The 26,370-nt window shown below is 62.8% G+C and carries 23 protein-coding genes, 1 tRNA gene and 1 pseudogene; 21 read left to right on the plus strand and 4 right to left on the minus strand.

Translation table 11 applies throughout. The features are described from left to right. Positions 1-54: 54 nt before the first annotated feature. The 6 genes from QA643_RS08555 to QA643_RS08580 all read left to right on the plus strand — a co-directional run bounded on the left by QA643_RS08555 (position 55) and on the right by QA643_RS08580 (position 6,836). Positions 55-1,614: a 2-isopropylmalate synthase gene (locus tag QA643_RS08555; protein ID WP_283032752.1), complete on the plus strand. Its 1,560-nt coding sequence runs from the start codon at positions 55-57 to the stop codon at positions 1,612-1,614. A gap of 1,176 nt (positions 1,615-2,790) precedes the next feature. Further along, the gene (locus tag QA643_RS08560) at positions 2,791-3,792 is read left to right on the plus strand and encodes a TRAP transporter substrate-binding protein (RefSeq protein ID WP_283032753.1); all 1,002 of its coding nucleotides are present in this window, start codon (positions 2,791-2,793) and stop codon (positions 3,790-3,792) included. A 158-nt stretch (positions 3,793-3,950) separates the two neighbouring features. Further along, complete coding sequence (locus tag QA643_RS08565) at positions 3,951-4,541, plus strand: TRAP transporter small permease (protein WP_283032754.1); 591 nt, start codon at positions 3,951-3,953, stop codon at positions 4,539-4,541. Then, complete coding sequence (locus QA643_RS08570; RefSeq protein ID WP_283032755.1) at positions 4,538-5,863, plus strand: TRAP transporter large permease subunit; 1,326 nt, start codon at positions 4,538-4,540, stop codon at positions 5,861-5,863. Before QA643_RS08565 ends, QA643_RS08570 begins: the two co-directional genes overlap by 4 nt. Positions 5,864-5,996: 133 nt before the next feature. Beyond that, positions 5,997-6,584, plus strand: a complete 588-nt coding sequence (locus tag QA643_RS08575) for a Spy/CpxP family protein refolding chaperone (protein ID WP_283032756.1) — start codon at positions 5,997-5,999, stop codon at positions 6,582-6,584. 176 nt (positions 6,585-6,760) lie between these two features. Further along, positions 6,761-6,836, plus strand: a tRNA-Lys gene (locus QA643_RS08580). 328 nt (positions 6,837-7,164) lie between these two features. Here QA643_RS08580 and QA643_RS08585 read toward each other — a convergent pair. The 3 genes and pseudogenes from QA643_RS08585 to QA643_RS08595 form a co-directional block, all read right to left on the minus strand. Further along, positions 7,165-7,578 (minus strand): annotated as a pseudogene (locus QA643_RS08585) (LysR substrate-binding domain-containing protein); the annotation flags it as partial. 326 nt (positions 7,579-7,904) lie between these two features. Next, a complete protein-coding gene (locus QA643_RS08590) occupies positions 7,905-9,398 on the minus strand; it encodes an NAD-dependent succinate-semialdehyde dehydrogenase (RefSeq protein ID WP_283032757.1) in 1,494 nt (497 codons plus the stop codon). A 12-nt stretch (positions 9,399-9,410) separates the two neighbouring features. After that, on the minus strand, positions 9,411-10,652 hold the full coding sequence (locus tag QA643_RS08595; RefSeq protein ID WP_283034744.1) for an iron-containing alcohol dehydrogenase: 1,242 nt from the start codon (positions 10,650-10,652) through the stop codon (positions 9,411-9,413). Positions 10,653-10,907: 255 nt separating this feature from the next. Here QA643_RS08595 and QA643_RS08600 point away from each other — a divergent pair, with 255 nt between their 5' ends. From QA643_RS08600 to QA643_RS08645, 10 genes are all read left to right on the plus strand, one after another. Continuing rightward, positions 10,908-11,498, plus strand: a complete 591-nt coding sequence (locus QA643_RS08600) for a GntR family transcriptional regulator (RefSeq protein WP_283034745.1) — start codon at positions 10,908-10,910, stop codon at positions 11,496-11,498. Further along, positions 11,498-12,604, plus strand: a complete 1,107-nt coding sequence (locus QA643_RS08605; protein WP_283032758.1) for an ABC transporter ATP-binding protein — start codon at positions 11,498-11,500, stop codon at positions 12,602-12,604. The genes QA643_RS08600 and QA643_RS08605 overlap by 1 nt, the downstream gene beginning before the upstream one ends. Then, positions 12,549-14,099: an ABC transporter substrate-binding protein gene (locus tag QA643_RS08610; protein ID WP_283032759.1), complete on the plus strand. Its 1,551-nt coding sequence runs from the start codon at positions 12,549-12,551 to the stop codon at positions 14,097-14,099. Before QA643_RS08605 ends, QA643_RS08610 begins: the two co-directional genes overlap by 56 nt. 4 nt (positions 14,100-14,103) lie before the next feature. Next, positions 14,104-15,276 carry a sugar ABC transporter permease gene (locus QA643_RS08615; protein WP_283032760.1) on the plus strand — a complete coding sequence of 391 codons (1,173 nt, stop codon included), beginning with the start codon at positions 14,104-14,106 and terminating at the stop codon, positions 15,274-15,276. Positions 15,277-15,278: 2 nt separating this feature from the next. Next, entirely contained in the window at positions 15,279-16,223 is a 945-nt protein-coding gene (locus QA643_RS08620; RefSeq protein ID WP_283032761.1) for a carbohydrate ABC transporter permease, read from the plus strand. Positions 16,224-16,225: 2 nt separating this feature from the next. Beyond that, complete coding sequence (locus QA643_RS08625) at positions 16,226-17,314, plus strand: ABC transporter ATP-binding protein (RefSeq protein WP_283032762.1); 1,089 nt, start codon at positions 16,226-16,228, stop codon at positions 17,312-17,314. Beyond that, complete coding sequence (locus QA643_RS08630) at positions 17,311-17,811, plus strand: hypothetical protein (protein ID WP_283032763.1); 501 nt, start codon at positions 17,311-17,313, stop codon at positions 17,809-17,811. Before QA643_RS08625 ends, QA643_RS08630 begins: the two co-directional genes overlap by 4 nt. Positions 17,812-17,815: 4 nt before the next feature. Continuing rightward, entirely contained in the window at positions 17,816-18,580 is a 765-nt protein-coding gene (locus QA643_RS08635; RefSeq protein ID WP_283032764.1) for a type 1 glutamine amidotransferase domain-containing protein, read from the plus strand. A 74-nt stretch (positions 18,581-18,654) separates the two neighbouring features. Beyond that, complete coding sequence (locus QA643_RS08640; RefSeq protein ID WP_283032765.1) at positions 18,655-19,713, plus strand: sugar phosphate isomerase/epimerase; 1,059 nt, start codon at positions 18,655-18,657, stop codon at positions 19,711-19,713. Then, positions 19,710-20,897: a Gfo/Idh/MocA family oxidoreductase gene (locus QA643_RS08645; RefSeq protein WP_283032766.1), complete on the plus strand. Its 1,188-nt coding sequence runs from the start codon at positions 19,710-19,712 to the stop codon at positions 20,895-20,897. The genes QA643_RS08640 and QA643_RS08645 overlap by 4 nt, the downstream gene beginning before the upstream one ends. 425 nt (positions 20,898-21,322) lie before the next feature. Here the strand turns inward: QA643_RS08645 and QA643_RS08650 are convergent, their stop codons facing one another. Further along, on the minus strand, positions 21,323-22,303 hold the full coding sequence (locus QA643_RS08650; RefSeq protein ID WP_283032767.1) for a LysR family transcriptional regulator: 981 nt from the start codon (positions 22,301-22,303) through the stop codon (positions 21,323-21,325). Between the two features lie 102 nt (positions 22,304-22,405). On the opposite strand from QA643_RS08650, the gene QA643_RS08655 reads away from it, so the two are divergent. Genes QA643_RS08655 through aroE form a run of 5 tightly spaced genes read left to right on the plus strand, consistent with a single transcriptional unit; the run spans position 22,406 to position 26,279 of the window. Next, positions 22,406-23,350, plus strand: coding sequence for a ketopantoate reductase family protein (locus QA643_RS08655; protein ID WP_283032768.1), 945 nt, complete (start codon positions 22,406-22,408; stop codon positions 23,348-23,350). A 4-nt stretch (positions 23,351-23,354) separates the two neighbouring features. Next, entirely contained in the window at positions 23,355-23,741 is a 387-nt protein-coding gene (locus QA643_RS08660; RefSeq protein ID WP_283032769.1) for a VOC family protein, read from the plus strand. 13 nt (positions 23,742-23,754) lie between these two features. Then, positions 23,755-24,225, plus strand: coding sequence for a MaoC/PaaZ C-terminal domain-containing protein (locus QA643_RS08665; protein ID WP_283032770.1), 471 nt, complete (start codon positions 23,755-23,757; stop codon positions 24,223-24,225). Next, a complete protein-coding gene (locus tag QA643_RS08670; RefSeq protein ID WP_283032771.1) occupies positions 24,222-25,448 on the plus strand; it encodes a CoA transferase in 1,227 nt (408 codons plus the stop codon). The genes QA643_RS08665 and QA643_RS08670 overlap by 4 nt, the downstream gene beginning before the upstream one ends. A gap of 3 nt (positions 25,449-25,451) precedes the next feature. Beyond that, a complete protein-coding gene (gene aroE, locus QA643_RS08675) occupies positions 25,452-26,279 on the plus strand; it encodes a shikimate dehydrogenase (protein WP_283032772.1) in 828 nt (275 codons plus the stop codon). The last annotated feature ends 91 nt before the right edge of the window (positions 26,280-26,370 follow it).

Genomic DNA, 26,370 nt, shown 5'->3' on the forward strand with positions numbered 1-26,370 from the left:
ACCAGACCCTCAGCGCCCATTGAACCGGCGCTACCACCCAAAGGAATTTTTGACATGACCACCGCCAACAAGTCCGAGAAGGACCGCGTCATCATTTTCGACACCACGCTGCGCGACGGCGAACAGTGCCCCGGCGCCACCATGACCTTCGAGGAAAAGCTCGAGGTCGCCGAGCTCTTGGACGACATGGGTGTCGACGTCATCGAGGCCGGCTTCCCGATCACCTCGGAAGGCGATTTTCAGGCGGTCAGCGAGATCGCCCGCCGCTCCAAGAACGCTGTCATCGCCGGCCTGTCGCGTGCCCACCCGAAGGACATCGACCGCTGCGCCGAGGCCGTGAAATTCGCCAAGCGCGGCCGCGTTCACACCGTGATCGCGACCTCGCCGCTGCACATGCGCGTCAAGCTGAACATGACGCCGGAGCAGGTCATCGATCTGTCGATCGCCAACGTCAGCCGCGCCCGCAACCAGATCGACGACGTCGAGTGGTCGGCCGAGGACGGCACCCGCAGCGAGATGGATTTCCTCTGCCGCATCGTCGAGGCCGTCATCAAGGCCGGCGCCACCACGGTGAACATTCCCGACACGGTCGGTTACACCGTGCCGGAGGAATACACCCACTTCATGAAGACGCTGATCGAGCGCGTGCCGAACTCCGACAAGGCGATCTTCTCGGTGCACTGCCATAACGATCTCGGCATGGCGGTGGCGAACTCGCTGGCCGGCGTCGTTGGCGGTGCGCGCCAGGTCGAGTGCACGGTCAACGGCATCGGCGAGCGCGCCGGCAACGCCGCGCTGGAAGAGATCGTGATGGCGATCAACGTGCGCAACGACAAGTTTCCGTACTGGAACAAGATCGACACCACGCAATTGACGCGCGCCTCGAAGCTGGTATCGGCGGCGACCTCGTTTCCCGTCCAGTACAACAAGGCGATCGTCGGCCGTAACGCCTTCGCGCATGAGAGCGGCATCCATCAGGATGGCGTGCTGAAGGACGCTTCGACCTACGAGATCATGCGGCCCGAGATGGTCGGCCTGAAGCAGTCCTCGCTGGTGCTGGGCAAGCATTCGGGACGCCATGCTTTCGTGCATAAGCTTGAAGAGATGGGCTACAAGCTCGGCGCCAACCAGCTGGAAGACGCCTTCAACCGCATGAAGGCGCTGGCCGACCGCAAGAAGGACATCTACGACGAGGACATCGAGGCGCTGGTCGATGAGGAAATGGCGGCTTCCCACGACCGCATCAAGCTGACCTCGCTGACTGTCATCGCCGGCACCCACGGGCCGCAGCGCGCCACCATGAAGCTCGACGTCGAGGGCCAGACCAGGATCGAGGAAGCCGAGGGCAACGGCCCGGTCGACGCCGTCTTCAACTGCATCAAGCGCCTGGTGCCGCATGAAGCGAAGCTCGAACTGTACCAGGTCCACGCCGTGACCGAGGGTACCGACGCGCAAGCCGAAGTCTCGGTGCGACTCTCCCATGAAGGCCGCTCGATGACGGCGCGCGCGGCCGACCCGGATACGCTGGTCGCCTCGGCAAAGGCCTATCTCGGCGCGCTGAACAAGATCGTCATGAAGCGCCAGCGCGACGTGCCGGCGCAGGCGGCGGGCTGATACATCGCTAGCGCGAGTGAATTGGAGAACGCGGCGTCTCTGGCGCCGCGTTTTTATTTGGATTCCTTTTCCACCGCAGTGCTGCCGTAGGTGGGCAAAGGAGCGCAAGCGACGTGCCCACCATCTCTCATCGAGTACGCGGCGCGATGGTGGGCACGCTTCCGCCTTCGCTCTTCGAGCTACGGCGGACAAGGTCGCTCTGCCCACCCTACAACACCGTTGATGTGATTACCCGACGGGCAAATCAATTCTGGTTTTCAGAAGTGGCGTCAAGCCAGAAATTTCTGAAAACCAGAAATATTCCGCTTCCGTTTTCACCCAAATCAGCGGCATAAGAGCGGCCGTCTCACCGCGAGATGAGGGGCGTTGGCCATCGTCACTGACGCGCGGCGAGATGCGATGGACGCCAAGGCCGTAACTGACGAGTCTGGCTGAGGCGTACGGTCAAGTCGTGTGGTTCTGGCGCCGTGGTGCTGGCGTTAAGTCCGCTGGGAAGCGAAAGCATCCCAGGGACGACGGAGGCAAAAGAGCCGTTCTCCGGGAAGAGCACGAAGTAAGCCGTAGAGCCATTGCGCAGGGAAGGCCGGGATGCTCCCGCCGAACCTGTATGCTCGTGTGCATCTCTTGCCTATGCGCAAACCGCACACGGGACCGCGGGTGCGGCGCGCACCCGGTCTTCCCTGCGCCCTCATGATTGGTGAGGGCGGAAGTTATCTGGCAAACCTCGGGCAAATCATGTCGCGAGAATGCTGCCTCACATTCACCTATCATCGCCCGGCTTGACCGGGCGACCCAGTACCCAGAGACGCCAGTGATTGAACCGATAAGCCGCGGCGTACTGGATCCCCGCCTTCGCGGGGATGACAGTTGAGTGTGTGGCGCTGTCTCCCCGTCATTGCGACCCGGTGGCGGGGATGACAGTCGGGGCGCTATCGCGCCTGCCTTTCGTTACCAAGAAAGCAGCCATAGCGAAGGTTTAATGGACGCCCTCTGCATCTATCGGCACGATCCGTCGTCAAAACGACGCATGCTGCATTTTGCAGCGCAGCAAAGCCAGGAAATAGGGCACCCTGCTAACGGGCAATGGCAATTCGGCCGGCTTGTCTATATTGGTGCATCTGGCATGCAAGCTTCGGAATCCGCGTCCGCACGCGCCGAAGAATAAACGGAGGAAATATGCGCAAGCTGATTCTGGCCGCGGCATCGATCGCGGCACTCGCCCTGGTCGGACCCGCGACGGCGCAATCGCCGATCGTGATCAAGTTCAGCCACGTCGTGGCAACCAACACGCCGAAGGGGCTGGCGGCCGAGAAGTTCAAGGAACTGGCCGAGAAATACACCGACGGCAAGGTCAAGGTCGAAGTCTACCCCAACTCGCAGCTCTACAAGGACAAGGAAGAGCTGGAGGCGCTGCAGCTCGGCGCGGTGCAGATGCTGGCGCCCTCGAACTCGAAATTCGGCCCGATCGGGGTCAAGGAATTCGAAGTGTTCGATCTGCCCTACATCCTTCCCGACCTGAAGACGCTGCGCAAGGTGACCGACGGCCCGCTCGGCGCCAAGCTGCTGAAGCTGCTCGATGCCAAGGGCATGACCGGTCTTGCCTACTGGGATAACGGCTTCAAGCAGATGAGCGCCAACAAGAAGCTCGTCGCGCCGGCCGACTATCGCGGCCTCAAGTTCCGCATCCAGTCCTCGAAGGTGCTGGAAGCGCAGTTCCGCTCGCTCGGCGTGGTGCCGCAGGTGATGGCGTTCTCGGAAGTCTATCAGGCGCTGCAGACCGGCGTCGTCGACGGGCAGGAGAACACCTGGTCGAACATCTATACCCAGAAGATGCACGAGGTGCAGAAGTACATCACCGAGACCAACCATGGCTACATCGGCTATGTCGTCGTCACCAACAAGAAGTTCTGGGACGGCCTGCCGGCGGATGTCCGCGCCAATTGCGAAAAGGCGATGAAGGAAGCCACCGCCTACGGCAACGCGCAGTCGCAGAAGGAAAACGACGACGCGCTTGCCGAGATCAAGAAGACCGGCAAGAGCGAGATCGTCAAGCTCACCCCCGAACAGGACGCCGCGATGCGCAAGGCGATGGAGCCGGTCTACAAGGACGTCGCCAGCCGCGTCGGCCAGCCGCTGATCGACGAGTTTTTGAAGGAAACCAGAGGCGCGACGAACTGAGGAGAGGGGATTGCCGGTTAGCGCGATCACGCTAACCGGCTAGGACGCTGGTAGTTTTCGCGTCATGCCCGGGCTTGTCCCGGGCATCCACGTCTTAGCCGCGGGGCAAGAAAGACGTGGATGGCCGGGACAAGCCCGGCCACGACGGCTGGGATAGAATGGGGGACATATTGATACTGCTTCGCATCCTCGACCGGCTTGAGGAGATATTGATCGCGACGCTGATGGCGCTCGCGACGCTGCTGATCTTCCTCGCCGTGTGCCATCGCTATCTGCTCGGCGTCCCCTTCCTGTTTCCGATCCTATTCCCGATCAACCTGGCCTGGGCGCAGGAGCTTTGCATCTACATGTTCGTGTGGGTGGCGAAGTTCGGCGCCGCCTATGGCGTGCGCACGGGCATCCATGTCGGCGTCGACGTCGTGGTCAACCAGCTCAGATCACCCTGGCGCAACTATGTGGTGCTGTTCGGGCTGTTCTGCGGCGCCTTCTTCACCGCCGTGATCGGCACCATGGGCGCGAAATTCGTCTACGGGCTTTACTTTACCGACCAGGTATCGCCCGATCTGGAGATACCAAGCTGGTTCGTCTACCTCTGCATTCCGCTTGGCTCCTATCTGATGTGCTTCCGCTTCCTGCAGGTCGCCTGGCACTATTTCTTCACCGGTGACCTGCCGCATCACGACCACGCCCATGTCGAGGGCGTGGATGTCGACGCGCCCGGCGCCGGCGTGGCGGAGGTGACGCGATGACTTCGCTCATCATCTTCGGCCTCCTGATCGCTCTGATGCTCACGGGCATGCCGATTTCGATCGCGCTCGGCCTCACCGTGCTCACCTTCATCTATACGATGACCAACGTGCCGACCGAGTCGGTGGCGCTGAAGCTGTTTACCGGCATCGATAATTTCGAGATCATGGCGATCCCGTTCTTCATCCTCGCCGGCAACTTCCTGACCCATGGCGGCGTCGCCAGACGCATGATCGATTTCGCGCGGTCGATGATCGGCCACTGGTATGGTGGCCTCGGCCTCGCCGGCGTGTTGGCCTGCGCGCTGTTCGCCGCCGTGTCGGGCTCTTCGCCCGCCACCGTGATCGCGATCGGCTCGATCATGCTGCCGGCGATGGTGAAACAGGGCTTTCCGAAACGCTTCGGCGCCGGCGTCATCACCACCTCGGGCGCGCTCGGCATCCTGATTCCGCCGTCGATCGTGATGGTGATCTATTGCGTCGCGACCGGCGGCAGCATCGCGCTGGATCCGGCCGGCCAGCGCGTCTCCTCCGCATCCGTCGGGCAAATGTTCATCGCCGGCGTGATTCCCGGCCTGATGCTGGCGACACTGCTCGGCGCCACCACCTTCTACCGCGCCTGGCGCAACGATTATCCGCGGCTGCCCAAGGCCAGCTGGGCCGAGCGCATTGCCGCGTTCCGCAAATGCGTCTGGGGCTTGCTGCTGATCCTGATCGTGCTCGGCGGCATCTATGCCGGCGTCTTCACGCCGACCGAGGCGGCGGCGATCAGCGCCGTCTATGCCTTCGTCATCGCCGTGTTCGTCTATCGCGACATGACGCTGTGGGATGTGCCGAAGGTGCTGCTCGGCTCGGCCAACATGAGCGCGATGATCCTCTACATCATCACCAACGCGGTGCTGTTCTCCTTCCTGATGGCGAATGAGAACATTCCGCAGCAGATCGCCAACTGGATCACCTCGATCGGCGTCGGCTGGATCATCTTCCTGCTCGTCGTCAACGTGCTGCTGCTGCTCGCCGGTAACTTCATGGAGCCGTCCTCGATCGTGCTGATCATGGCGCCGATCCTGTTTCCGGTGGCGGTCAAGCTCGGCATCCATCCGGTGCATCTCGGCATCCTGATGGTGGTCAACATGGAGGTCGGCATGTGCCATCCGCCTGTTGGCCTCAACCTCTATGTCGCCTCCGGCATCGCCAAGATGGGCATCACCGAGCTGACGATCGCGGTATGGCCGTGGCTGCTGACGATGCTGATTTTCCTCGGCATCGTCACCTATGTGCCGGAGATCTCGCTGTGGCTGCCGCGGGTGCTCGGCATATTGTAGCTGCCATTGCATTGCACTGGATCAAACGGCGCCACATTACATCTTGGTAAGGGAGGTACCCCTTGCCAAACGTTAAGTTGAAGGGCGGAGGAACCAAGCCCATCTTCATGCAACCTTTCAGCAGGAGGTTCGCATGAGGAAGTTCGCCATCGCCGCCGTCGCGGTCCTTGCCATCGCCGGCTCGACCGCGGTCTATGCCCAGCACCGCCATTGGGGCTTCGGCTTTTCGCGGATGAGCCCGGAGGACCGGACGGCCTATGCCGACGCGCGGATTGCGGCCGTGCATGCCGGCCTCAAACTGACGGCCGATCAGGAAAAGCTCTGGCCGCCGGTCGAGGCCGCGGTCAGGGAGTTCGCCAAGCTCAGGATCGACCGGGCCAATGCGCGGATGAATTCAACGGACGATTCGAGCCAGCAGAAGCCGGACGATCCGGTGTCGCGCCTGCGCGAACGCGCCGACACTATGGCGGCATCGGCGGCGGCGATGAAGAAGATCGCCGATGCGGCCGATCCGCTCTACAAGACGCTGGATGACGGCCAGAAGCGGCGGCTCGCCGTCCTGACCCGGATGGACCGGTTCGGCGGCCGGGACGGCTGGCACCACCGCCGTTTCGAGCGCGAAATGGGCGGGGATCGCGACTTTAACCACCACCGCGGCTATGGCCGCGACCGCTATGACTGGGACGGCGGCCCGGACCGCGGCGGCCCCGAACGGCTCTGACGCCGCCCGATAGGGGTTGGATCCGAAGATCGGCAGAAGCCGCTGATATCCAGCGGCTTTTTGCTGATCGGGCGATCCACAAAAGGGCTGGGAAAACTTCGCCTCGATTGCTGGACATCGCGGGATCGCTTTGCTAAACGACGCCCCTCGCAAGGGTTTTCCGGATCCCAGCATCCGGGCGCATAGCTCAGTTGGTAGAGCAGCTGACTCTTAATCAGCGGGTCCCAGGTTCGAGCCCTGGTGCGCCCACCATCGCGAAAGCATTCATCTCCAATAGGTTACGGGAAGAGTTGCCGAGAAGCAAAATGGGTCTCGTGCGACGTTTTTCGATCCAGTGCCTCGCGGCCAGATTGCTGTGCGACTTCGCCGCAGAAGCCGAATTGTGGGAGGCGCGTCCTCCCCAGCCGCCATGCGCCGAGCTATGACTGTCTACGATTTTGTACGCCAGACGGTAGCGCATTAGTCGGCTGCAGCCTTGCCTCGCTGACTAACTAACCGAGGCTTCGAGGGTCGGACACACGATATAGGCAGCCTTTTTGCGCAAACCGAACGTTTAGCTTCCGCCTCAATAAATGTTCGACTACGACGCCAAATCGTGTGGCCTTCGTTTCTTTGGCCGACCGGAACGATGTAGACCCCGCACTTCCTGCTGTTGAAAAAGCTCCACGCAACCATTGGCTTGCTGGGTCGTGATGGAAACGGGCGTGCCAATATTGCTTCACTGTAACCCGGCGATCGCCAGCGGGCAGTCGAGCACGCGCAGTCCGTAGTAGTGAGCCAACGTTTCGCCAATGTGCCTTGGAAGGGTGGCGATCAGGTCAGTCGTTCCGACGATTGCGGGTAACCCCAAAAAGCCGGGGAGCTCAAGCGCAATGTCAAGGACTATCCGCTGCTCCTGTAGCGCGGCCGCGAGCAACTGATGTCCGGTGCCGGAGCGAATGAGGACGTGCGCCTCACGCCTGAAATCCTTTGCGGTGATGCGGTCGCGGATCCGCCGCACCGCACGGCACATCCGAGGCAATCATAGACTGCGCGGTCGAGCATAGTTCAGCGTCGGCCGACATGACGACATCCCTGATCTCGTGATCGCTGATAATGTTGCAGGAACAGACGATCATGCTCAAACAATCCTCTCGCTTGTACGCGGTTGCAGGGCCATCCTCTGCCGAACAGCACGCGTCGCGCTAGGCTGTCGGCGATGATTTCCGAAGGCTCAGCTCGCAGCAATCGTGCCGGTCCAGTGCATTTGCTGCCGCGTCGCGACGTTCCTTGAGCGGCATTCAGCACTTCATCACGGATGCAGAATGCGCCACCATTCGATCAAAGCGGCGTTGCGATGTACTTGGCCTCGAGGAATTCCAGAACGCCCTGCGTGCCGCCCTCCCGTCCGAGCCCGCTCTGCTTGGTGCCGCCAAACGGCGCGGCGGGGTCGGAGACCAGCCCGCGGTTGAGCCCGACCATGCCGGTCTCGATGCGGCGGCAGACCCTTAGGCCGCGCGCCAGATCGCGCGTGAAGACATAGGCGGCCAGTCCGTACTCGGTTGCATTGGCGAGGGCGATCGCCTCGTCTTCTGTCTCGAAGCGGCTGAGTGCAACGACGGGGCCGAAGATCTCCTCGCAGGCCATGGCGGCATCAGCCGGGACCCCGTCCAGCACGGTCGGGGGATAAAAAAATCCAGGCAGGTTCGGCCGCGCGCCGCCACAGAGCAACCGGGCGCCGCGCGACAGCGCGTCGTCCACTAACCTCTCGAGCTTGCGGACTGCAGCCAGGGTGATCATCGGGCCGCACTCGGTGCCAGGGTCGGTGCCGCGGCCGACCTTCAGCGCTGCCATGCGCGCCGTGATCTCAGCAGCGAACCGCTCGTAGAGGCCGGACTGGACATAGAGGCGGTTTGCGGCCGTGCAGGCCTCGCCGCCATTGCGCATCTTGGCCAGCATGGCGCCTTCGATCGCCAATTCCAGGTCGGCATCATCGAAAACGATGAGCGGAGCATTGCCGCCGAGTTCCATCGAACAGCTGACGACGTGCTTCGCCGCCTCAGCAAGGAGCACGCGCCCGACCTGAGTGGAGCCCGTGAAGGACAGCTTGCGCACCCGGGCATCCGCCAGCATTGCCGCGGTCACAGGACCGGGAGCAGAGGTGGTCAACACGTTGACGACACCCGGCGGCACGCCAGCCTCGGCGCACACGGCAGCGAGCGCATAGGCGGTCAGCGGAGTTTCGCTCGCCGGCTTGAGGACCACTGTGCAACCGGCAGCGAGCGCCGGCGCGATCTTTCGGGTGGCCATCGCGGCAGGGAAGTTCCAGGGCGTGATCAGCACGCAGACGCCGATCGGCTCGTAATCGACGATGATGTGGTTTGCGCCGGTTGGGGAGGGCATGAAGTCGCCGCAGATGCGCACCGCTTCTTCGGCGTTCCAGCGGAAGAAGTCTGCGGCGTAGGCAACCTCGCCGCGCGCGTCGCGCAGGGCCTTGCCGTTCTCCAGCGCGATCAATTGCGCGAGATCATCCGCTCGCGCCATCATCAGCTCGAAGCAGCGACGCAGTATTTCCGACCGCCGGCGCGGCGGTGTCGAGCGCCAGGCCGCGGCCGCCTGCGCCGCCGCCTCGACTGCCGCCGTCGCATCCTCAACCGATGCGTCCGGTACCTCAGCCAGCAGCTGTTCAGTCGCCGGATCGATGACAGGAATCGAAGCGCGTCCCGCCGGCCATAGCCATTCGCCGCCGATGTAGAGGCCGCGGGCGCAACTCGCTGGATCGATGCCTGATGCGGCAGGGAGGAGCGCGGCTGCAAGCGGCGTCGCCAAGGTCATGATCGTAATCCTTCATGAGGGAGCAGAAGTGGGTGCCGCAGCGTCCAGATCACCACGGTAAGCTGCATCGATGAGGCGGCGCATGTCAGCGAGTATGATCGGGCGCGGATTGTTCTTGATCAGGCGCTCGATGCCGACCGCTTGCTCGGCGGCCCAGTCCAGATTTTCGGCAGGCAGGCCGAGGTCAGCGAGCGTTGGTGTGATGCCGATGGCGCGCAGCAATCGGCTTACCTCATTGATGGCGGCGTCGGCCAGCGCTGCGGGCGAGGTACGCCCGCCATCGACGCCGAGCGCGAGAGCGATCTGCGCCATCTCGTCCAGCGCGGCATCGCGATTGAAGCGCATCACATAAGGCAAAACAGTCGCGACACCGAGCCCGTGAGCCGTGTGGGTCAAGGCGCCGACAGGATACTGTATGGCATGCGCCGCCGCCGTGCCGGCCGTGCCGAAGGCGCAGCCTGCGGCCAGCGCGGCCATCATGACGTCAGCCCTCGCATCCTCGTCCGTCCCGTCGCGCCAAGCGCGCTCGAGGCTGCGTCCGAGGAGGCGAATGGCGAGAAGCGCGAAGTGATCGGTCAGCGCGGTCTTGCCGATGAAGACGTGCTGTTGCGCGAGCTCCACCGAAGGCACGCGCCGACGAGCGGTGAACGCCTCGACCGCGTGGGTCAACGCATCGGCGCCGGTGACCGCGGTCAGGCTCGGCGGGCAGGAGAGGGTCAGGTCGGGATCGCAGATGGCCGCGGCGGGAATCAGATACGGGCTCGAGATGCCGACCTTCAGCATGCGGCCAGGATCGGAGATCACCGCCACGGGCGTCACTTCGGAGCCGGTTCCTGCTGTAGTGGGAATGGCCACCACCGGCAGCACTGGCGCAGGCACCTTGAACTCGCCGTAGTAATCCGCGAGCTCGCCACCATGCGTGAGCAGCAGGGCGGTGCATTTTGCCATATCGAGGCAACTGCCGCCGCCGATGCCGATAACAAGATCAGGCGCAAAGCCGCGCGCCTCATTGGCACAGTCCGCAGCATTGTCACCCGGCAAGTCCGGCTGCACACGGCTATAGGCCATGACGACGAGGCCGGCCGCGCGCAGACTGTCCAGCATCCGCTCGAAATCGGATGACGTGGCGAGTCGCTCGTCGGTGCACACCAGCGCCCGCCGACCGAGGCGGCTGGCGACGGCGGGCAAGGCATCGCGCTGCCCTTTGCCGAACAGGATTTCCCTGGGCAGCCGGATCGCCGAGAAGGACGTCATATCAGCTCCGATCATTGATAAACCTACGAAAATCGGCGGCATGCCATATCCTATATCAGATCGTATAGGATATCATATTGAATACGGCGATGGTTTGTGCTAGCCCCTTCACATTGTCAAGGGGACAACGAAGTGCGCAGCCGCAAACCACTCACTGCATCCCAACCGGTCACAGGCGCCGGCGAAGTCGCGCCGGTGATCGCTCGGGCCGTCGGCCTCGGCGAAGAGGTCTATCAAGCGATATTCGCCCGGCTGATGGCGCTGAAGGTTCCTCCCGGCGCTCGCATCACCGTCGACGCCCTGGCCCGCGAATTCAACGTTTCGCAGACGCCCGTCCGCGAGGCGCTTGGCCGGCTCGAAAGTGAGGGCTTGGTGATCAAGACACATCTAGTCGGTTACAGCGCGGCGCCGCAGATTTCGCGGCGGCGCTTCACCGAGCTTTACGAACTCCGCCTGCTGCTTGAGCCCGATGCGGCGCGCAAGGTCGCCGCGACAATGACGGATGCGGCGCTGCAGGAGCTGACCGAAGCGGCAGGACTGATGTCGCGCGCGGGTGGCCCGGACGAACGAGTTCGATATTCGCAGTTCGCGCGCGAGGACGCAGCGTTCCACGACAAGATTCTTGAGATTGCAGGCAACGAACTGATCCGCGAGACGCTGGCGCACCAGCATACCCACTTTCACATCTTCCGCTTGATGTTCCATTCGAGGGTCACGGAGGAAGCGCTCGACGAGCATGCAGACATCCTTGCTGCATTTTCCCGACGCGACCCGGATGGGGCCGCGCGGGCGATGCGCATCCACATCGAGCGGTCGCGCGACCGCCTGCTGCCGGCGTTCGACTGATGTCGGCCGTGCTCTCGCCCGATACGCCGTCGATTGCGCTGAGCCTGAGGAACGTCAGCAAGTCCTACGGCCGCGTCCGGGCCCTTGACAATCTGTCGTTCAGCGTCGCGGAGGGCTGCTTCTTTGTGTTGTTCGGGCCCAGCTCCGTCGGCAAAACGACGACGCTGCGCATGATCGCTGGCCTCGTCGCGCCGGATCGCGGCCGCGTCGAGATCTTCGGCCATGATTGGACGCAAGCGCCCATCACGGGGCGCGGCGTGTCGATGGTCTTCCAGTCCTTCGCGCTCTACCCGCATCTCACTGTCTACAAGAACCTCGCTTATCCGCTACGCGAAGCCGGTGTGGGCCGGGGGGAGATCGATTGCCGGGTCCGGGAAACGGCGGCAATGCTCCGGCTCGAAGCGAAGCTTGATCGCAAGCCCGGCACACTCTCGGGCGGCGAGCAGCAGCGGGTCGCGCTCGGTCGTTCCCTGATCCAGCGTCCCCGGATCTTGTTGCTGGACGAACCTCTGACCAACCTCGACGCCAAGCTCCGGCATGACATGCGCGCCGAACTGAAGCGGCTGCATCGTCAGTTCGGACTCACGATCGTCTATGCGACGCCGGACGAGCTCGAAGCGCTGTCGATGGGGGAGGAGATTGCCGTGCTGCGTGATGGCGTCGTCGTGCAGACTGGGACGCCCGACGAGCTCTACGAAACGCCGCGCGATCTCTACGTCGCCGGCAAGATTGGCTCGCCCCCCATGAATATGGTCAAGGGCATGCTGGCCCGCGACGGCACGATGGTCGACTCCGTGATCGGACTTCTTCCCGTTGCGCGCAGGCTGAACACCGCGGAAGTAGGGGAAGGGGCCGTGGTGGGCATCCGGCCAAGCGACATCCGCCTTGCGGCAGGCGGCGAAAGCGGCGTGACGGCGAGCATCGCTATGGTGGAGCCATTGGGAGATATCACGGTGGTCTCGATGCAGACCTCCGGAGAGATGCTTCGGCTGGTGCTGCCCGAAGCTGCGGCCTCGCGCCTGCAGCGTGGTCAGCAGGTCTCGATCGTTCTTGATCCAGGAAAACTGCACATCTTTCGGGCGTCGAACGGACAGGCGATCACCTGATCCGAAAGCCGGAGGACAAAGAAAATCAAGCAGTCAAAAACATATGGGAGGAGACTTGAAGATGATGAAGACGACGAAGCTCAAGGGCGTAGTGGCAGCGGCCTGCCTGACCGCTTCCCTTATGGTGGGCGGAGCAGCAGCTTCCCTGGCCGCCGAGGTGTCGTTGACGATAGCCGTGCCCGATTGGCCGCCGACACGGATCATGAAAAGGTTCTTCGATGAGCAGTACAAGCCGAAGTCCGGCAATGTCGTTAAGCTCGAGGTCGACTTCATTCCGTGGCCTGACTTCTTCACGCGGGTGAACGCTTCGCTCACCTCTGGCGAACGGAAGTACAACTTCATCGTGTCCGACTCGCAGTGGCTGGGGAGCTTCGTCGAGGGCGGCTACTTCCGGAAGGTCAACGAACTGCTCGATGCCGATCCCGAGTTCAAGAAGACATTCATGGATATCCATCCCGGTCTGCGGGATGCCTACTCGACCTATCCGCACAAGTCTGAGAACTACTATGGTTTTCCGCAATTTCCCGACGTGCTGGTGACCTTCGCCCGCAAGGACATCATCTGCGACGAGACCGAACAGAAGAACTTCCTTGCGAAGTACAAGAAGAAGCTGCCTTGCACCGGCGAAGAGATCGACGCCATGACCTGGGACGATTTCAGGAATGTCGGCGAGTTCTTCCGACGCAGGAAGGGCGAGATGCTGGCGGGCAAACCTGCCGAAGATGATTTCTACGGCATCGCCTTCCAGGCCGGTAAGGCCTACGACTTCTCATCCATGCAGATCAATGGATTGATCTGGCAGATGGGCGGCGACATCTGGGATGAGACCAAGGCGCCCAAAGGCCGGGCGCAGGGCGTAGTGAACTCGCCAGCAGCCGTGAAGGCGCTCGAGACGTATCTTGGCCTGCTTGAGTACATGCCTCCGGTGGCCAAGACCGGCACCATGGACATCTTCAAAACGGATGAGTTGTTCCGCGAAGGCAAGGTGGCCATGAACGTCAACTGGATCGGTCTGGGCGAAGCCGCGCTCGACCCGAAGACCTCGAGGGTATCGGACAAGCTGGTGTTCGGCATGATGCCAGGAACCGTCGGCCCCGACGGCAAGATGGTACGCTGGTCCAACATCGGCGGACAACCTTTTGTGCTGACCACCTGGACAACCGACGCCCAGATCAAGGAGGCCGCGGAATTCGTGAAATGGTGGCTATCGCCCGCCATTCAGCATCAGTTCGCGGCGGCCGGCGGCCAATCGGCGATCAAGTCTGTATATTCGGACCCCAAGTATGTGACTTATCGGCCTTGGAACAGGACGTGGGCTACGTCGCTGGACTGGCAGAAGGACGTTTGGCACGTGCCTCAGTTCTTCGAACTGCTGACCCAGCAGCAGGACCAGTTCGATCGCGCGATCACCGGAAAGCAGAACGCCAAGACGACTTTGGACAACATCGCGAAGTTTCAGCAGAACCTGCTGGGCGAAGCGGGATTCATCCAATGACGTGATGCCGGCCTCGGCCGGGTGCGAGCGTGCCGTTCCGGCCCAGCGCATCCGGTCGACCCACGCCCAACTCAGCCAGCGGATCGCCGTCGAGAGTCCTATGTCAGTAGTACAGCCCATGTCAGTTCCGAGCCTCCGGGCGCCGCCGGCGTTGTTCGAGATCTCTGCCGATAACTGGCGACTGGCCATCGTTGTAGGCATCGTGGTCTCCAGTGCCGCCATGGCGGCGCTGCCGTCAGCCGTTGCATTCTGGGTTGTTGGCGCCATGGCGGCACTGGTGGCCGTTGCCTGCGTGGTCAACGCCTATCGTCGGCGGTACTACGGCGGGCTGCTGGTGGCGCCTGCCATTGCAGTGCTGTTCGCGATGAACATCTTTCCGCTGCTGTGGTCGTTGGGGCTTTCGTTCTTTGCCTACCAGTCGAACCGGCAGTCGATCGTGTTCGTCGGGCTCAACAACTACATCAAGGTGCTCACCAATGATATCGCCGCGGCGGATAACTGGCACGCCCTCGTCAACACCGCGATGTTCGTCGTGCTCACGGTGTCGGCCCAGATGATTGTCGGTTTCCTGCTGGCGATGCTTTTTGCCAAGCAGTTTCCGCTGCGCAAGTATCTTCTGATCCTCGTGCTGACGCCCATGATGCTGTCGGTCGTCGCGTCGGGCGTGTTCTTCACCTACTACTATGATCCGACCTTCGGCATCCTCAGCTATGTGATCAACCGCCTCGCGGACGGCCAGTTCATCCTGATGGACAGCAAGGCGGGCGCAGTGGCAGGCATCGTCTTTGCCGATGCCTGGATGTGGTCGCCGTTTGTCATGCTTCTGGTCCTGGCGGGGCTCGTGTCTGTGCCGAAATATTTGTACGAGGCGGCCGCGATCGATCGTGTCTCCGCCTGGCGCCGCTTTTGGACAATCACCTTTCCCTATATCCGCGGGCTGCTGATGCTGGCCCTCCTCTTCCGCACGATCGAGGCGTTCAAGCTGGCCGACCTGGTGATCCTGCTCACCAAAGGCGGCAACGACACGATGACGATCTCCTATCACCTGATCCGTATCGCCAACGAGCAGAACAAGACCAGCGAGGGCGCAGCAATCTCCTACATCATGCTCTTCATGGTGATCGTTCTCACCAACCTTTATCTCTATTTGGCCAATCGCAGGAATCGGGAGGCCTGACCATGGCAGCGGACACATCCATCTGGCTGCGTATCGGTTTTCGCCGGAGCTGCGGTGTCGCGGAGGCCGGCTGGGGACGCACCCTGGTCGCGGCGGGTATCAGCCTCATCTACTTCCTCCCGGTGCTGTTCATCATCTTCACCGCCATCAAGCCGCAGGAGCTGGCGCTGTCGGTGCCGCCGACGCTGTCGCCGACCTCGCTGTTCGGTCTCATCCCGGACCAGTTCGTCTTCACGCCGACGTTGGAGAATTTCAATTCGGTCTTCTCGCGCGTGATGACGGCGGGCGGGCAGCCGGAAGCGACTGGCTTCGACCGCTTTTTCTTCAACTCGATCGTGATTGCGTCGACCTCGGTGCTGCTTGCCCTCATCCTGGGTACGCTGGCCGCCTACGGCTTCTCACGCTACCCGCTCAAAGGCAACGACACCTACCTGTTCATCATCCTGACGACCCGGATGCTGCCAGCGATCGTCGTGATCATTCCAGTGATCCTGATGTTCCGCGCCACGGGTCTTTCGGGGTCTCATCTCGGCATCATCCTGCTCTACACCGCGTTCAATTTGGCCTTCACGATCTGGATGATGAAGAGCTTCTTCGACGAACTTTCGACCGACGTCGAGGACGCCGCTCGCATAGACGGCTCGTCCGAGGTCAAGGTCTTCTGGAAGATCTGCCTGCCGCAGACCGTCGCCGGACTTGCCGCGACGTTCGTGTTTGGCCTGATCCTGACCTGGAACGAGTTCCTGTTCGCTCTTCTATTGACCGGTCCCGATACGCGCACGGTCCCCGTGGCGATGAACCAGGCTGTCTCTTCCGGCGGCCGCGGCACCGACTGGACGCTGCTGGCCGCGATCGAGACGCTGTTCCTGATCCCCGTCTTCCTCGTCACGTTCTTCCTGCAGGAGCATCTGTTGCGGGGGGTCACCTTTGGTACGGTTCGGAAATAGCCATGTCGACCATCGAAATCCGCAGGATCACCAAGACATTCGACTCATTCGTCGCGGTCCAGGACGCCGATCTGTCGGTGGCGGCGGGCGAAGTCGTCTGCCTCCTCGGCCCGTCGGGCTGCGGCAAGACGACGACCCTGCGCATGATCGCCGGACTCGAGCGGGCGACGGCGGGCGACATTGTGGTCGCTGGGCGGCGCATGAACGATCTGCCGCCGGAGAAGCGCAACATCGCCATGGTCTTCCAGTTCTATGCGCTATATCCGGCGCTGACCGTCGGCGCGAACATCGCAATGCCGCTGCACCGCGAAGGCATGGGCGCGGCGGAACTCGCCGCCCGCGTCGCCAAGGTGGCCGACATTCTGCATCTGGGCGAAGTTCTGGACCGGATGCCGGGACAGATCTCCGAGGGCGAGAAGCAACGTGTTGCCGTGGCGCGCGCTATCGTGCGCGATCCCAACTGCTTCCTGTTCGACGAGCCGCTTTCGCGGCTGGACGTGGAACTGCGCCACACCATGCGCGGCCAAATCAAGGCTGTGCTGGCCGACCTGTCCAAGGCTACGGTCATCGTCACGCACGACCAGCTCGAGGCCTTGTCCATGGCGGATCGCATCGCGATCATGCGCGAGGGCCGGATCGAGCAGGTGGGAAGCCCTCACGAGGTGTTCGCCAGGCCTGCCAACGTCTTCGTCGCGAGCTTCATCGGCACGCCGCAGATGAACCTGATCGAGGCAGAATTCAAGGGCTACAGCGGCGGCAAGGCGACCGTCAGCTTCGACCGCCAGGACGTCAATCTCCCAGCGGATCCGGCGGTCGCGGCTCTGGCGCCGGGGAGGCTCACCGTCGGCGTGCGCCCGCGCGCCTTCACCTTGGCGCCCGAGGACACCGCCGACACGATCGACGCTGTGACCGAGCTCATCGAGCCGATGGGCGCCGAGACGCTGATCCATGCACGGACCAAGGTCGGCGGCGACATCCGGGTGGTCGTCCCGCGCGACAAGAAGGTGAAGCTCGGCGAACTGCTTCACCTGGTTCCGGACCCCATGCAGACCCACATCTTCGCCGCGGACGGCAAGGCGGTGCGCGCATGAGCAGACACCACCAGGGCAACGGCGGGCTGTCACACGCGTCCGCGCGCAGGTTGGAATACGCGGTCATCGGGCTCGGCGTAGCGGCACTCCTGCTGATCTTCCAGCCATTTGATATCTCGCTGTTCACGGCGGGCGGCGTGATGGTCGTCGTGGCGGCGCTCGCGAACAACCTGCTGCCGCTCGCGCAGCCTGGCATGCCGAAGCGGTCCGTGGTGAAAGCCGCGATGATCATCGCGATGACGTTTTGTGCCGTCCTGCTGGTCTCCATCCTCGCGGCGTATTTGTACGGTCTGCTTTTCCTGAACCCGCCGGATCCCACTACGCTCGCCGGCAGAGCCCAACTGAACGCCAAGCCATGGTACCTGCACGGCTTCACCTGGACTGTGGCGACCATCGCCTGTGCCCTGGCGGCTGCGCTGGCGCTGCATAGCCGCTGGAGTGCAAGAAGCAGTGACCGATCCGGCGAGTACCGTCGAACAACTTCTTTAGGGGAGTGAAAACATGAGCCATCCTGTCCAAACCGTTGCCGTCCACCGGATGCAGCAGCTGATGTCTGCATCTCCGGTCCCTTCGATCTCCACCGAGCTGTTGGTCACGGCCGACGGCGAGCTGAACCGGGAGCTCAACAGCTTCCTGTTCGATCCGCCGTCCGACCCGAACCTGCTCGCGGGTAAGCGGATCGCCATCTGCTGCACGAACGGCGTGGAGGAGGTGGAAATCCTCGGCGCGCATCGCTGGCTGACGGAACATGGCGCCACGGTCCATGTCGTCTCGCCGCGCATCGGCGAATTCCATCCGACGCTCGGGCTGCGCTTTCCGCCACAATGCGCAACCCATGTCCTTGCCATTCGCCTGATGGAAAATGCCGGTTGGCTCAAGATCGACCGCTACACCGACGAAGCGACCGTGGCGGACTACGACGCCGTCCTGCTGCCCGGGGGCTGCTGGAATCCCGACGCGCTGCGCATGGACCAGCATGCCCTGGCGTTCGTGCGGGCGATGTACGAGTCTGGCAAGCCGACGACTGCCATCTGTCATGGTCAATGGGTGATGGTCAGCGCCAGGATACTGAAGGGCAAGCGCGCCACCGCGGTGTGGAACATCCAGATCGACCTCGAGAATGCAGGCGCCGTCGTTCTCGACGAACCCTGCGTGGTCGATGGCAATCTGATCACGGCTCGCTTCCCCTATGACCTGCCTCGACTGGTTCAGGCCATGGTGCAGCAGCTGCTGGCCAGAACGGAAAGGGCGTCCGCCGCGGAGTGAGCGCTGCGGCGGATCTCAACCTGAAGCATCCGGGCCGGCGGTTCGTCGGCCCGCGGAGGGAACATGGAGTCGTCATGAAGACCATCAAAGGCCCAGCCATTTTTCTCGCCCAGTTCGTCGGCGATTCGGCGCCGTTTAACAGCTTGCGCGCGATGGCCGGATGGGCGGGCGAGCTTGGTTACAAAGGCGTGCAGATCCCCACCTGGGACGACCGCCTGTTCGATCTCGAGCGCGCGGCGGCGAGCAAGACCTACTGCGACGAGGTGAGGGGCACGCTCGCCGAATTCGGCCTCGTGCCGAGCGAGCTCTCGACGCATCTGCAGGGACAGCTCGTCGCGGTGCATCCCGCCTACGACATTGGCTTCGACGGCTTCGCTCCCGAGCGTGTGCGCGGCAATCCGGCCGCGCGCCAGGCCTGGGCCGTCGACCAGGTGAAGAAAGCGGCACGCGCCTCGAGGAATCTGGGACTCGCCGCCCACGTTACCTTCTCAGGCGCCCTCGCTTGGCCCTACATCTACCCCTGGCCGCCACGCGCGCCCGGCTTGATCGAGACGGCGTTCGACGAGCTGGCCCAGCGCTGGACGCCGATCCTCAACGCTTTCGACGAGGCTGGCATTGACCTGTGCTACGAGATCCACCCGGGCGAGGATCTTCACGATGGTGTGACGTTCGAGATGTTCCTCGATCGTGTCGGCGGGCATCAGCGTTGCAATATCCTCTACGATCCCAGCCATCTCCTGCTGCAGCAGCTCGACTATCTCGGCTTCATCGACGCCTATCATCCGCGCATCCGCATGTTTCACGTCAAGGACGCGGAGTTCAATCCGACGGCCAAACAGGGAGTCTATGGCGGATATCAATCCTGGGCGCAGCGCGCCGGCCGCTTCCGCTCGCCCGGCGATGGGCAGGTTGATTTCAAGGCAGTCTTCTCGAAACTCACGCAATACAACTTTCCGGGCTGGGCCGTGCTCGAATGGGAGTGCTGCCTCAAGAGTCCCGATCAGGGCGCCCGCGAAGGCGCCGAGTTCATCAAGCGTCACATTATCGAGGTCACCGACAAGGCATTCGACGACTTCGCCGGCGGCGGCGGCGACGATCTCGGCAACCGCCGCATGCTCGGGCTCGTCCGATGACCATCGAGGCAGCCAATGCGGTCGGAGCGCGCGAGCCGCGCCTCAAGCTCGGCATGGTCGGCGGCGGCCGCGGTGCCTTCATCGGCGCCGTGCACCGCATCGCCGCGCGCCTCGATGATCAATATGAGCTGGTGGCCGGCGCGCTCGCCTCGGAGGCGGAGCGCGCCATCGCCAGCGCCGCCGATCTTGGCCTGTCACCGCGACGCGCGTATACGGATTTCCGCACCATGGCGCGCGCCGAAGCCGAGCGCCAGGACGGCATCGAGGTGGTGGCGATCGTCACGCCCAATCACCTCCATCATCCGATCGCCCGCGCGTTCCTGGAGGCTGGCATCCATGTGATCTGCGACAAGCCGATCAGCCGCACCGTCGAGGAGGCCGAGGATCTCGTCCGCGCGGTGGCCGAGAGCGGCAAGGTTTTTGTGCTGACGCACAACTACACCGGCTATCCCATGATCCGCCATGCGCGCGAGATGATCGCCGCCGGCGAACTCGGCCGCATCCGCGTGGTGCAGGCCGAGTATCCGCAGGAATGGCTGACCACGCCTCTCGAACGCATGGGCCAGAAGCAGGCGGAATGGCGCACGGATCCCGGGCGCAGCGGCGCCGGCGGCTGCCTTGGCGATATCGGCACGCACGCCTTCAATCTCGCGGAGTTCGTCGTGGGCTTGCGCGTCGAACAGGTTGCGGCCGAGCTCACCACGTTCGTCGAGGGTCGCCGCCTCGACGACAACGTGCAGATGATGCTGCGCTTCGACAACGGTGCCCGCGGCGCCCTGTGGTCAAGTCAGGTGGCGCCCGGCCATGAGAACGGGCTGCAGCTGCGCATCTATGGTGAGAAGGGCGGACTGTATTGGCATCAGGAACGTCCCGGCGATCTACGCTTCACACCTTATGGCAAGCCGCCGCAAACCCTCACCCGTGGTGGTCCGGCGGCGGGGTTCGCCGCGGCGCACGCCACGCGCATTCCCGCCGGCCACCCCGAAGGCTATCTCGAGGGCTTCGCGCAGCTTTACGCCGATACGGCGGCGCTGATCCGCGCCCGCGAGGCCGGCCGCGCGCCGGATGCCTCGGCAGCGCTGCTGCCGACCGCCGAGGATGGGCTGCGCGCCATGCGCTTCATTTCCGCGGTGATCGAGTCGAGCCGTAATGATAGCGCCTGGACAGCCCTTCCAGCTCGCTGATCGGGGGTAGTACGACCCGGGACTTGGACCTGCTCTGTGCCGTTTCGGCGCGCAGTAGAATTCCGCCCAAGAGGCGGCGTTTGGCGGGTTAGCAATGCGCTGCTGGGCCGGTTAGCTGCCCGTCGATACGAAAACAGCGCTTCCGAGATAGTGGGATTCGCGATGTAGCGACCCCCGCTACCACGGACCACGATTTCAAACGCCGAGCTACGATCGTCCACGATTTAGCACTCCAGATGGTAGCCCACTGAACATTCTCTGAATTAGTCGGCTGCAAAGGTGGTGGGAGCTGCCTTGCCCTCTGCGAGGAACCCCGGCGCTAACGACCCGGACACATGACATCGGTAGCTTTTTCGCGCAAAGCGGACGTTTGGCTTCGGTCGTATGGCAAGGAGGGTCGAAAGCCGACCTCAGCAAGCGCTCCATTACGACGGCAAATCGCGTGGCCTTCGTTTCTTTGGCCGACCGGAACGATGTAGACCCCGCACTTCCTGCTGTTGAAAAAGCTCCCCGCAGATGTCACGCAACCATTGGCTTGCTGGGTCGTGATGGAAACGGGCGTGCCAATATTGCTTCACTGTAAACCCGGCGATCGCCAGCGGGCAGTCGAGCACGCGCAGTCCGTAATAGTGAGCCAACGTTTCGCCAATGTGCCTTGGAAGGGTGGCGATCAGGTCAGTCGTTCCAACGATTGCGGGTAATCCCAAAAAGCCGGGGAGCTCAAGCGCAATGTCAAGAACTATCCGCTGCTCCTGTAGCGCGGCCGCGAGCAACTGATGTCCGGTGCCGGAGCGAATGAGGACGTGCGCCTCACGCCTGAAATCCTTTGCGGTGATGCGGTCGCGGATTCGAGCATGTTTCGCGTTCGCCAAGCAGACCCAATCCTGCGGAAACAGTGCCTGTTGGAAGTGTCCAGCATCGAGATCCGAGATGTAGCCGAGCGCTAGATCGGCCTCGCCAGACTGCAGCATTCGTGGGGTATCGACGCCTATCTGCGCCGCCTCAATGCGGATGCCCGGCGCAACACGGCGGACGTGGGCGAGGATGGCCGGAAGGAGCGTGATGTGGCTCGCATCCGTCATGCAGATGATGAAGCGGCGTTTTGCAGCCGTCGGATCAAAGTCAGTGCGAAGCTCCGCTAGACGACGCAGCATCTCCAACGCCTGCCTAGCCGTGCCGATGAGAGCCTCGGCGCGCGGAGTCGGTAGCATTCCCTCCGCTGACCGGATGAAGAGCGGATCGTCCAGTTCCTTTCGCAGGCGCGCCAGCCAGATCGAAATAGTCGGCTGACTTTGACCGAGCTTCTCGGCTGCCTTGGTGACGCTGCCCGTGGCGAACAATGCGTCAAAGAGGCGGAGCAGGCGCGGCTCCAGCAGGTTCGTGTCGGAGAGGTCCCGGTGATTCATTGCGATCCGCAATAATGGATATAAGGATCATAGCATATCCAAATACGGAGCCGACTGCTACCACGCTTCCGACCCCAAAAAAGGCGCGGGAGAAACGTTCGGATGAGGATCTGCTTTATCGGAGCGGGTGCCCTGGGCTCGACCATTGGCGGCACGCTGGCGCGCGGTGGTGCTGAGGTTTGGTTGATCGATCCGTTTCAGGCTCACGTCGACGCGATCAATGCCAGTGGTCTACGGATGCTCGAAGGTGGTGCCGAGACCGTTGTGAAGGTCTCTGCCTGCACCTCCACGACACAGGTCGGCATAGTGGCGGACCTCGTCATCGTCCTCGTCAAATCCTACCACACGCGGGATGCGATCCGGGCGGCAGCGCCGATCATCGGGCCGCAGACGGTCGTGATGTCGCTTCAAAACGGTCTTGGTCACGAGGACATCCTTGCGGAGGAAGTTGGTCGTGACCGGGTCATGGCGGGCAAGACCTACGTTGGTGGCGTGCTGCTTGGCCCAGGTCACGTTCGCTCCGGGGTCATCGGCAAGGAAACCATCATCGGCGAACTTGATGGACGCTTGACGGAGCGCGCACAGCGAATTTCCGAGACTTTCAATCGTGCCGGCGTTCTCACGCTGCTCAGCGACAACATCTTGGGCACGATGTGGGACAAGTTGTTCATCAACGTCGCTGGAGGAGGAATTACCGCCGTTACCGGGCTGACTTATGGCGGCCTCTATTCGCTACCGATCCTGGAAGATTGTGCGCTGGCCGCAATCTCGGAGAGCATCGCCGTCGCGCAAGCTGCCGGCGTCAAGATCTCGATTACCGACCCGCGGCGCGCTTGGACGATGGCATCCGCGGGTCTACCGCCCGAGTTCGAGACGTCGATGTTGCAGAGCTTGCAGTCCGGCAATCTGACCGAGGTTGATTACATTCACGGCTCGGTCGTGCGTTGGGGCGGTAAGCTCAACGTGCCGACCCCGGTCAACTCCACCCTCGTCGCGCTGGTCAAGGGCATCGAATACGCCCGCAGCGACTATCCAGGAAAGACCTGAGACGATGTCGTTGCCTCGCGCTTATGTCGAGCACGTCGCGATCCGTGTGCCGGACGTTGATCATCACGTCGACTTCTTTCGTGAGGTGCTTGGTCTCACCATTCGCGACGAGCAACCCGCCGATGGTGCGCGCCCGCGTCAGGTGTGGGTGCTCGGGAGCGTGCAACTCATCGAAGATCCGAATTTTGTCGGACCAGAGGGGCGTCTCGCGCATCTCGGCATCATGGTCGACGATTACGAAGGTGTGCTCGCCCGTGCCGCCGCGTGGGGCGCCAAGGCGTTGCCTGCCGGGCCGAACTGGCTCGAGCTGCCGGGCGGGCTCAACGTCGAAATCTTGCAAGCCAGCGCAGGTGCCGTGGAAGCCGCCCTGGCGATCAATCCCCGTGCCTAGAGGAAGACGCGATATGAGCGATGAGCGCTACTGGGACGATGCCAAGGTCGGTGACGAATGCGTCACCCCTTCGGTGACGGTCACCGAAGCGATGGTGAATGCCTATGCCGAACTGACGGGTGATTTCACGCCGGTCCATGTCGACGAGGAGTACGCGAGGAGCACACCATTCGGCACACGCGTCGCGCATGGGCTGTTTGGTCTGTCGCTGGCCGACGGTTTGAAGACCCGTGCCGACTACCGCTTCCTCCCGGGAATGTCGCTGGGCTGGACGTGGGATTTCAAACTGCCGATCAAGCTCGGCGATGCCGTGCACGTGAAGTTCCGCGTCGGCTCGATGCGCACTACGAAGCGGGAAGGGTGGGGCATCGTGGTGCTGCCCTCAGAGCTCATCAATCAGCGCGGCGAAGTGGTGCAACTCGGTGAGCATCGGCTGATGATTCCGATGCGTCCGAAGACCAGCGCCGCAGGAGAGCAGGCATGACCGCACAGGATCTGCCGCTCAAAGGCATTCGCGTTATCGACTACAGCCATTTCCTGGCAGGCCCGTTCATGGGCCGTTGCCTCGCCGCGATGGGCGCGGAAGTCATCAAGGTGGAGCGTCCAAAGGCAGGCGATGCGGGCCGCGCCCATGGATATTTCAAGGACGGACAATCCGGCTACTTCCTGCAACAGAACATGGGGAAGCAGGGGCTCTGCATCGATCTGCGCGACACGCGTGGCCTCGACATGATGATGAAGCTGGTCGACACGGCCGATGTCCTCATCGAGAACTACCGCCCCGGCGCCCTTGAGCGCCTCGGGCTCGGTTACAAGGCACTCTCGGCACGGAATCCCGGACTGATCTACTGCTCGGTCTCCGCCTATGGCCACACCGGTCCCTATGCCGACCGCCCGGGCTTCGGCCTGATCGCAGAAGCGATGTCGGGCGCTCTGGCGCAGCTGGGCAATCCCGGCGAAGCGCCGCCGCTGCTGCGGATGCCACTGGCCGACATGTATGCCGGCATTCACGGAGTGGCTGCCGTCAATGCGGCGCTGGTTGGCCGCGCGTCGTCCGGGCGCGGCCGACACATCGATCTGGCACTGTACGACTGCATGGTCTCGATGCACGACTATGCGGTTCAGCGTTACTTCCTCTCCGGCGGTACCGACCTGCCAAGGCAGACCGGCAGCGGACAGCCGGACTCGACTGTCTACGGTGTCTTTCCGGCCAAGGACGGCAATCTTGTCATCGCCGCGCAAGTCGATGATGCGTGGCGACGATTGGCGAGCCTGATTGGAGGGGACACGTTGGCATCCGACGAGCGCTTCGCCAAGCCTGCCGCGCGGAACGCCCATTATACCGAAGCCATGGAGATTGTGCGCAACTGGACGCTGTCGCAGCCGTCTCGGGATGCTTGTCTTGCGGCACTCGATGAAGCAGGTGTGCCGTCAGCTCCTGTGCAGACCATCGAAGAGGTCGTGAGGGATCCGCAGATCCACGCGCGCGGGATGCTGGTCGAGCAGAAGCATCCAGTGCTCGGCATGGTGACGCTGCCGAACCTACCCTTCCGTTTCTCCGACTGCGACACCACGGTGCGTACTCCGGCGCCACTGCTTGGCCAGGACAATCGCCGCATTGCAGAGTCGCTGGGACTCTCGGCCGAGCTCGTTGAGGCGATGGTGCGCGACGGTGTCCTCTACAACGAAGTTGCAGTGCAGGAGTGAGCCATGAGCGATCGTTATGCGGTGATTGGCAATCCGATCGGCTTCAGCAAATCACCCCTCATCCATGGCACTTTCGCCAAAATGACGGGACAGGACCTTGTCTATGAGACGATCGAGGGACCCCTCGATGGCTTCAGCGAACGGGTTGATCAATTCCGGACGGAGGGCGCCAAGGGGCTAAACATCACCGCCCCGTTCAAGCTCGATGCCTTCGCCTACGCAAACGAGCTCTCAGAGAGCGCCAGACGGGCAGGTGCCGCGAACTGCCTTAAATTCGACGGCGACCGGATCATTGCCGAGAATTTCGATGGGATCGGCCTGGTGCGTGACATCACCGTCAATCTCGGCGTCAAAGTGGCCGGCCGACGCATCCTGATGCTCGGGGCTGGAGGAGCAGCGCGTGGCGCGCTGCTGCCGTTCCTGCGGCAGGAGCCGTCCGAATTGGTTCTCGTCAACCGAACGCTGTCGAAAGCGGTGGCATTGGCCGAAGAGTTTGCCGGCTGTGGTCCCCTGATTGTCAGCGGTTATGCCGAACTGGCCGATCTTGCCGAGGGCTATGACGTCGTGGTCAACGCGACATCGGCCAGCCTGCGAGGTGAAATGCCGCCACTTCCAAGCAATGTCTTCCGCGGTGCGGAGCTGGCATACGAACTCGCCTACGGCAAAGGATTGACTCGCTTTCTGCAAGCGGCCCGCGCCGAAGGCGTAGCCAAGCTGGCCGACGGTGTCGGCATGCTGGTCGAGCAGGCGGCGGAAGCCTTTGTCTGGTGGCGCGGCGTTCGACCGAGCACGACTCAGGTCATCGCCGAACTGACCGTCCCATTGAGCTGACGGGCGACGCCGAGCATGCATCCGAACTCCAGCTTTCTCGTCGGTCTGAGCGGCAGAGGGTGACCCCCCGGGGCCGACGGGCGAGCGGCAC

This window comes from Bradyrhizobium sp. CB3481 (genome assembly GCF_029714305.1).
Lineage (GTDB): Bacteria > Pseudomonadota > Alphaproteobacteria > Rhizobiales > Xanthobacteraceae > Bradyrhizobium.

Coding starts and splice junctions, on each gene's coding strand:
- QA643_RS08655 (WP_283032768.1), top strand. CDS start 22,406: ATGAGGATCTGCTTTATCGGAGCGGGTGCCCTGGGCTCGACCATTGGC.
- QA643_RS08625 (WP_283032762.1), top strand. CDS start 16,226: ATGTCGACCATCGAAATCCGCAGGATCACCAAGACATTCGACTCATTC.
- QA643_RS08605 (WP_283032758.1), top strand. CDS start 11,498: ATGTCGGCCGTGCTCTCGCCCGATACGCCGTCGATTGCGCTGAGCCTG.
- QA643_RS08570 (WP_283032755.1), top strand. CDS start 4,538: ATGACTTCGCTCATCATCTTCGGCCTCCTGATCGCTCTGATGCTCACG.
- QA643_RS08555 (WP_283032752.1), top strand. CDS start 55: ATGACCACCGCCAACAAGTCCGAGAAGGACCGCGTCATCATTTTCGAC.
- QA643_RS08665 (WP_283032770.1), top strand. CDS start 23,755: ATGAGCGATGAGCGCTACTGGGACGATGCCAAGGTCGGTGACGAATGC.
- QA643_RS08640 (WP_283032765.1), top strand. CDS start 18,655: ATGAAGACCATCAAAGGCCCAGCCATTTTTCTCGCCCAGTTCGTCGGC.
- QA643_RS08560 (WP_283032753.1), top strand. CDS start 2,791: ATGCGCAAGCTGATTCTGGCCGCGGCATCGATCGCGGCACTCGCCCTG.
- QA643_RS08575 (WP_283032756.1), top strand. CDS start 5,997: ATGAGGAAGTTCGCCATCGCCGCCGTCGCGGTCCTTGCCATCGCCGGC.
- QA643_RS08600 (WP_283034745.1), top strand. CDS start 10,908: ATGGCGCTGAAGGTTCCTCCCGGCGCTCGCATCACCGTCGACGCCCTG.
- QA643_RS08660 (WP_283032769.1), top strand. CDS start 23,355: ATGTCGTTGCCTCGCGCTTATGTCGAGCACGTCGCGATCCGTGTGCCG.
- QA643_RS08595 (WP_283034744.1), bottom strand. CDS start 10,652: ATGACGTCCTTCTCGGCGATCCGGCTGCCCAGGGAAATCCTGTTCGGC.
- QA643_RS08615 (WP_283032760.1), top strand. CDS start 14,104: ATGCCGGCCTCGGCCGGGTGCGAGCGTGCCGTTCCGGCCCAGCGCATC.
- QA643_RS08635 (WP_283032764.1), top strand. CDS start 17,816: ATGAGCCATCCTGTCCAAACCGTTGCCGTCCACCGGATGCAGCAGCTG.
- QA643_RS08670 (WP_283032771.1), top strand. CDS start 24,222: ATGACCGCACAGGATCTGCCGCTCAAAGGCATTCGCGTTATCGACTAC.
- aroE (WP_283032772.1), top strand. CDS start 25,452: ATGAGCGATCGTTATGCGGTGATTGGCAATCCGATCGGCTTCAGCAAA.
- QA643_RS08565 (WP_283032754.1), top strand. CDS start 3,951: ATGGGGGACATATTGATACTGCTTCGCATCCTCGACCGGCTTGAGGAG.
- QA643_RS08645 (WP_283032766.1), top strand. CDS start 19,710: ATGACCATCGAGGCAGCCAATGCGGTCGGAGCGCGCGAGCCGCGCCTC.
- QA643_RS08590 (WP_283032757.1), bottom strand. CDS start 9,398: ATGACCTTGGCGACGCCGCTTGCAGCCGCGCTCCTCCCTGCCGCATCA.
- QA643_RS08620 (WP_283032761.1), top strand. CDS start 15,279: ATGGCAGCGGACACATCCATCTGGCTGCGTATCGGTTTTCGCCGGAGC.
- QA643_RS08630 (WP_283032763.1), top strand. CDS start 17,311: ATGAGCAGACACCACCAGGGCAACGGCGGGCTGTCACACGCGTCCGCG.
- QA643_RS08650 (WP_283032767.1), bottom strand. CDS start 22,303: ATGAATCACCGGGACCTCTCCGACACGAACCTGCTGGAGCCGCGCCTG.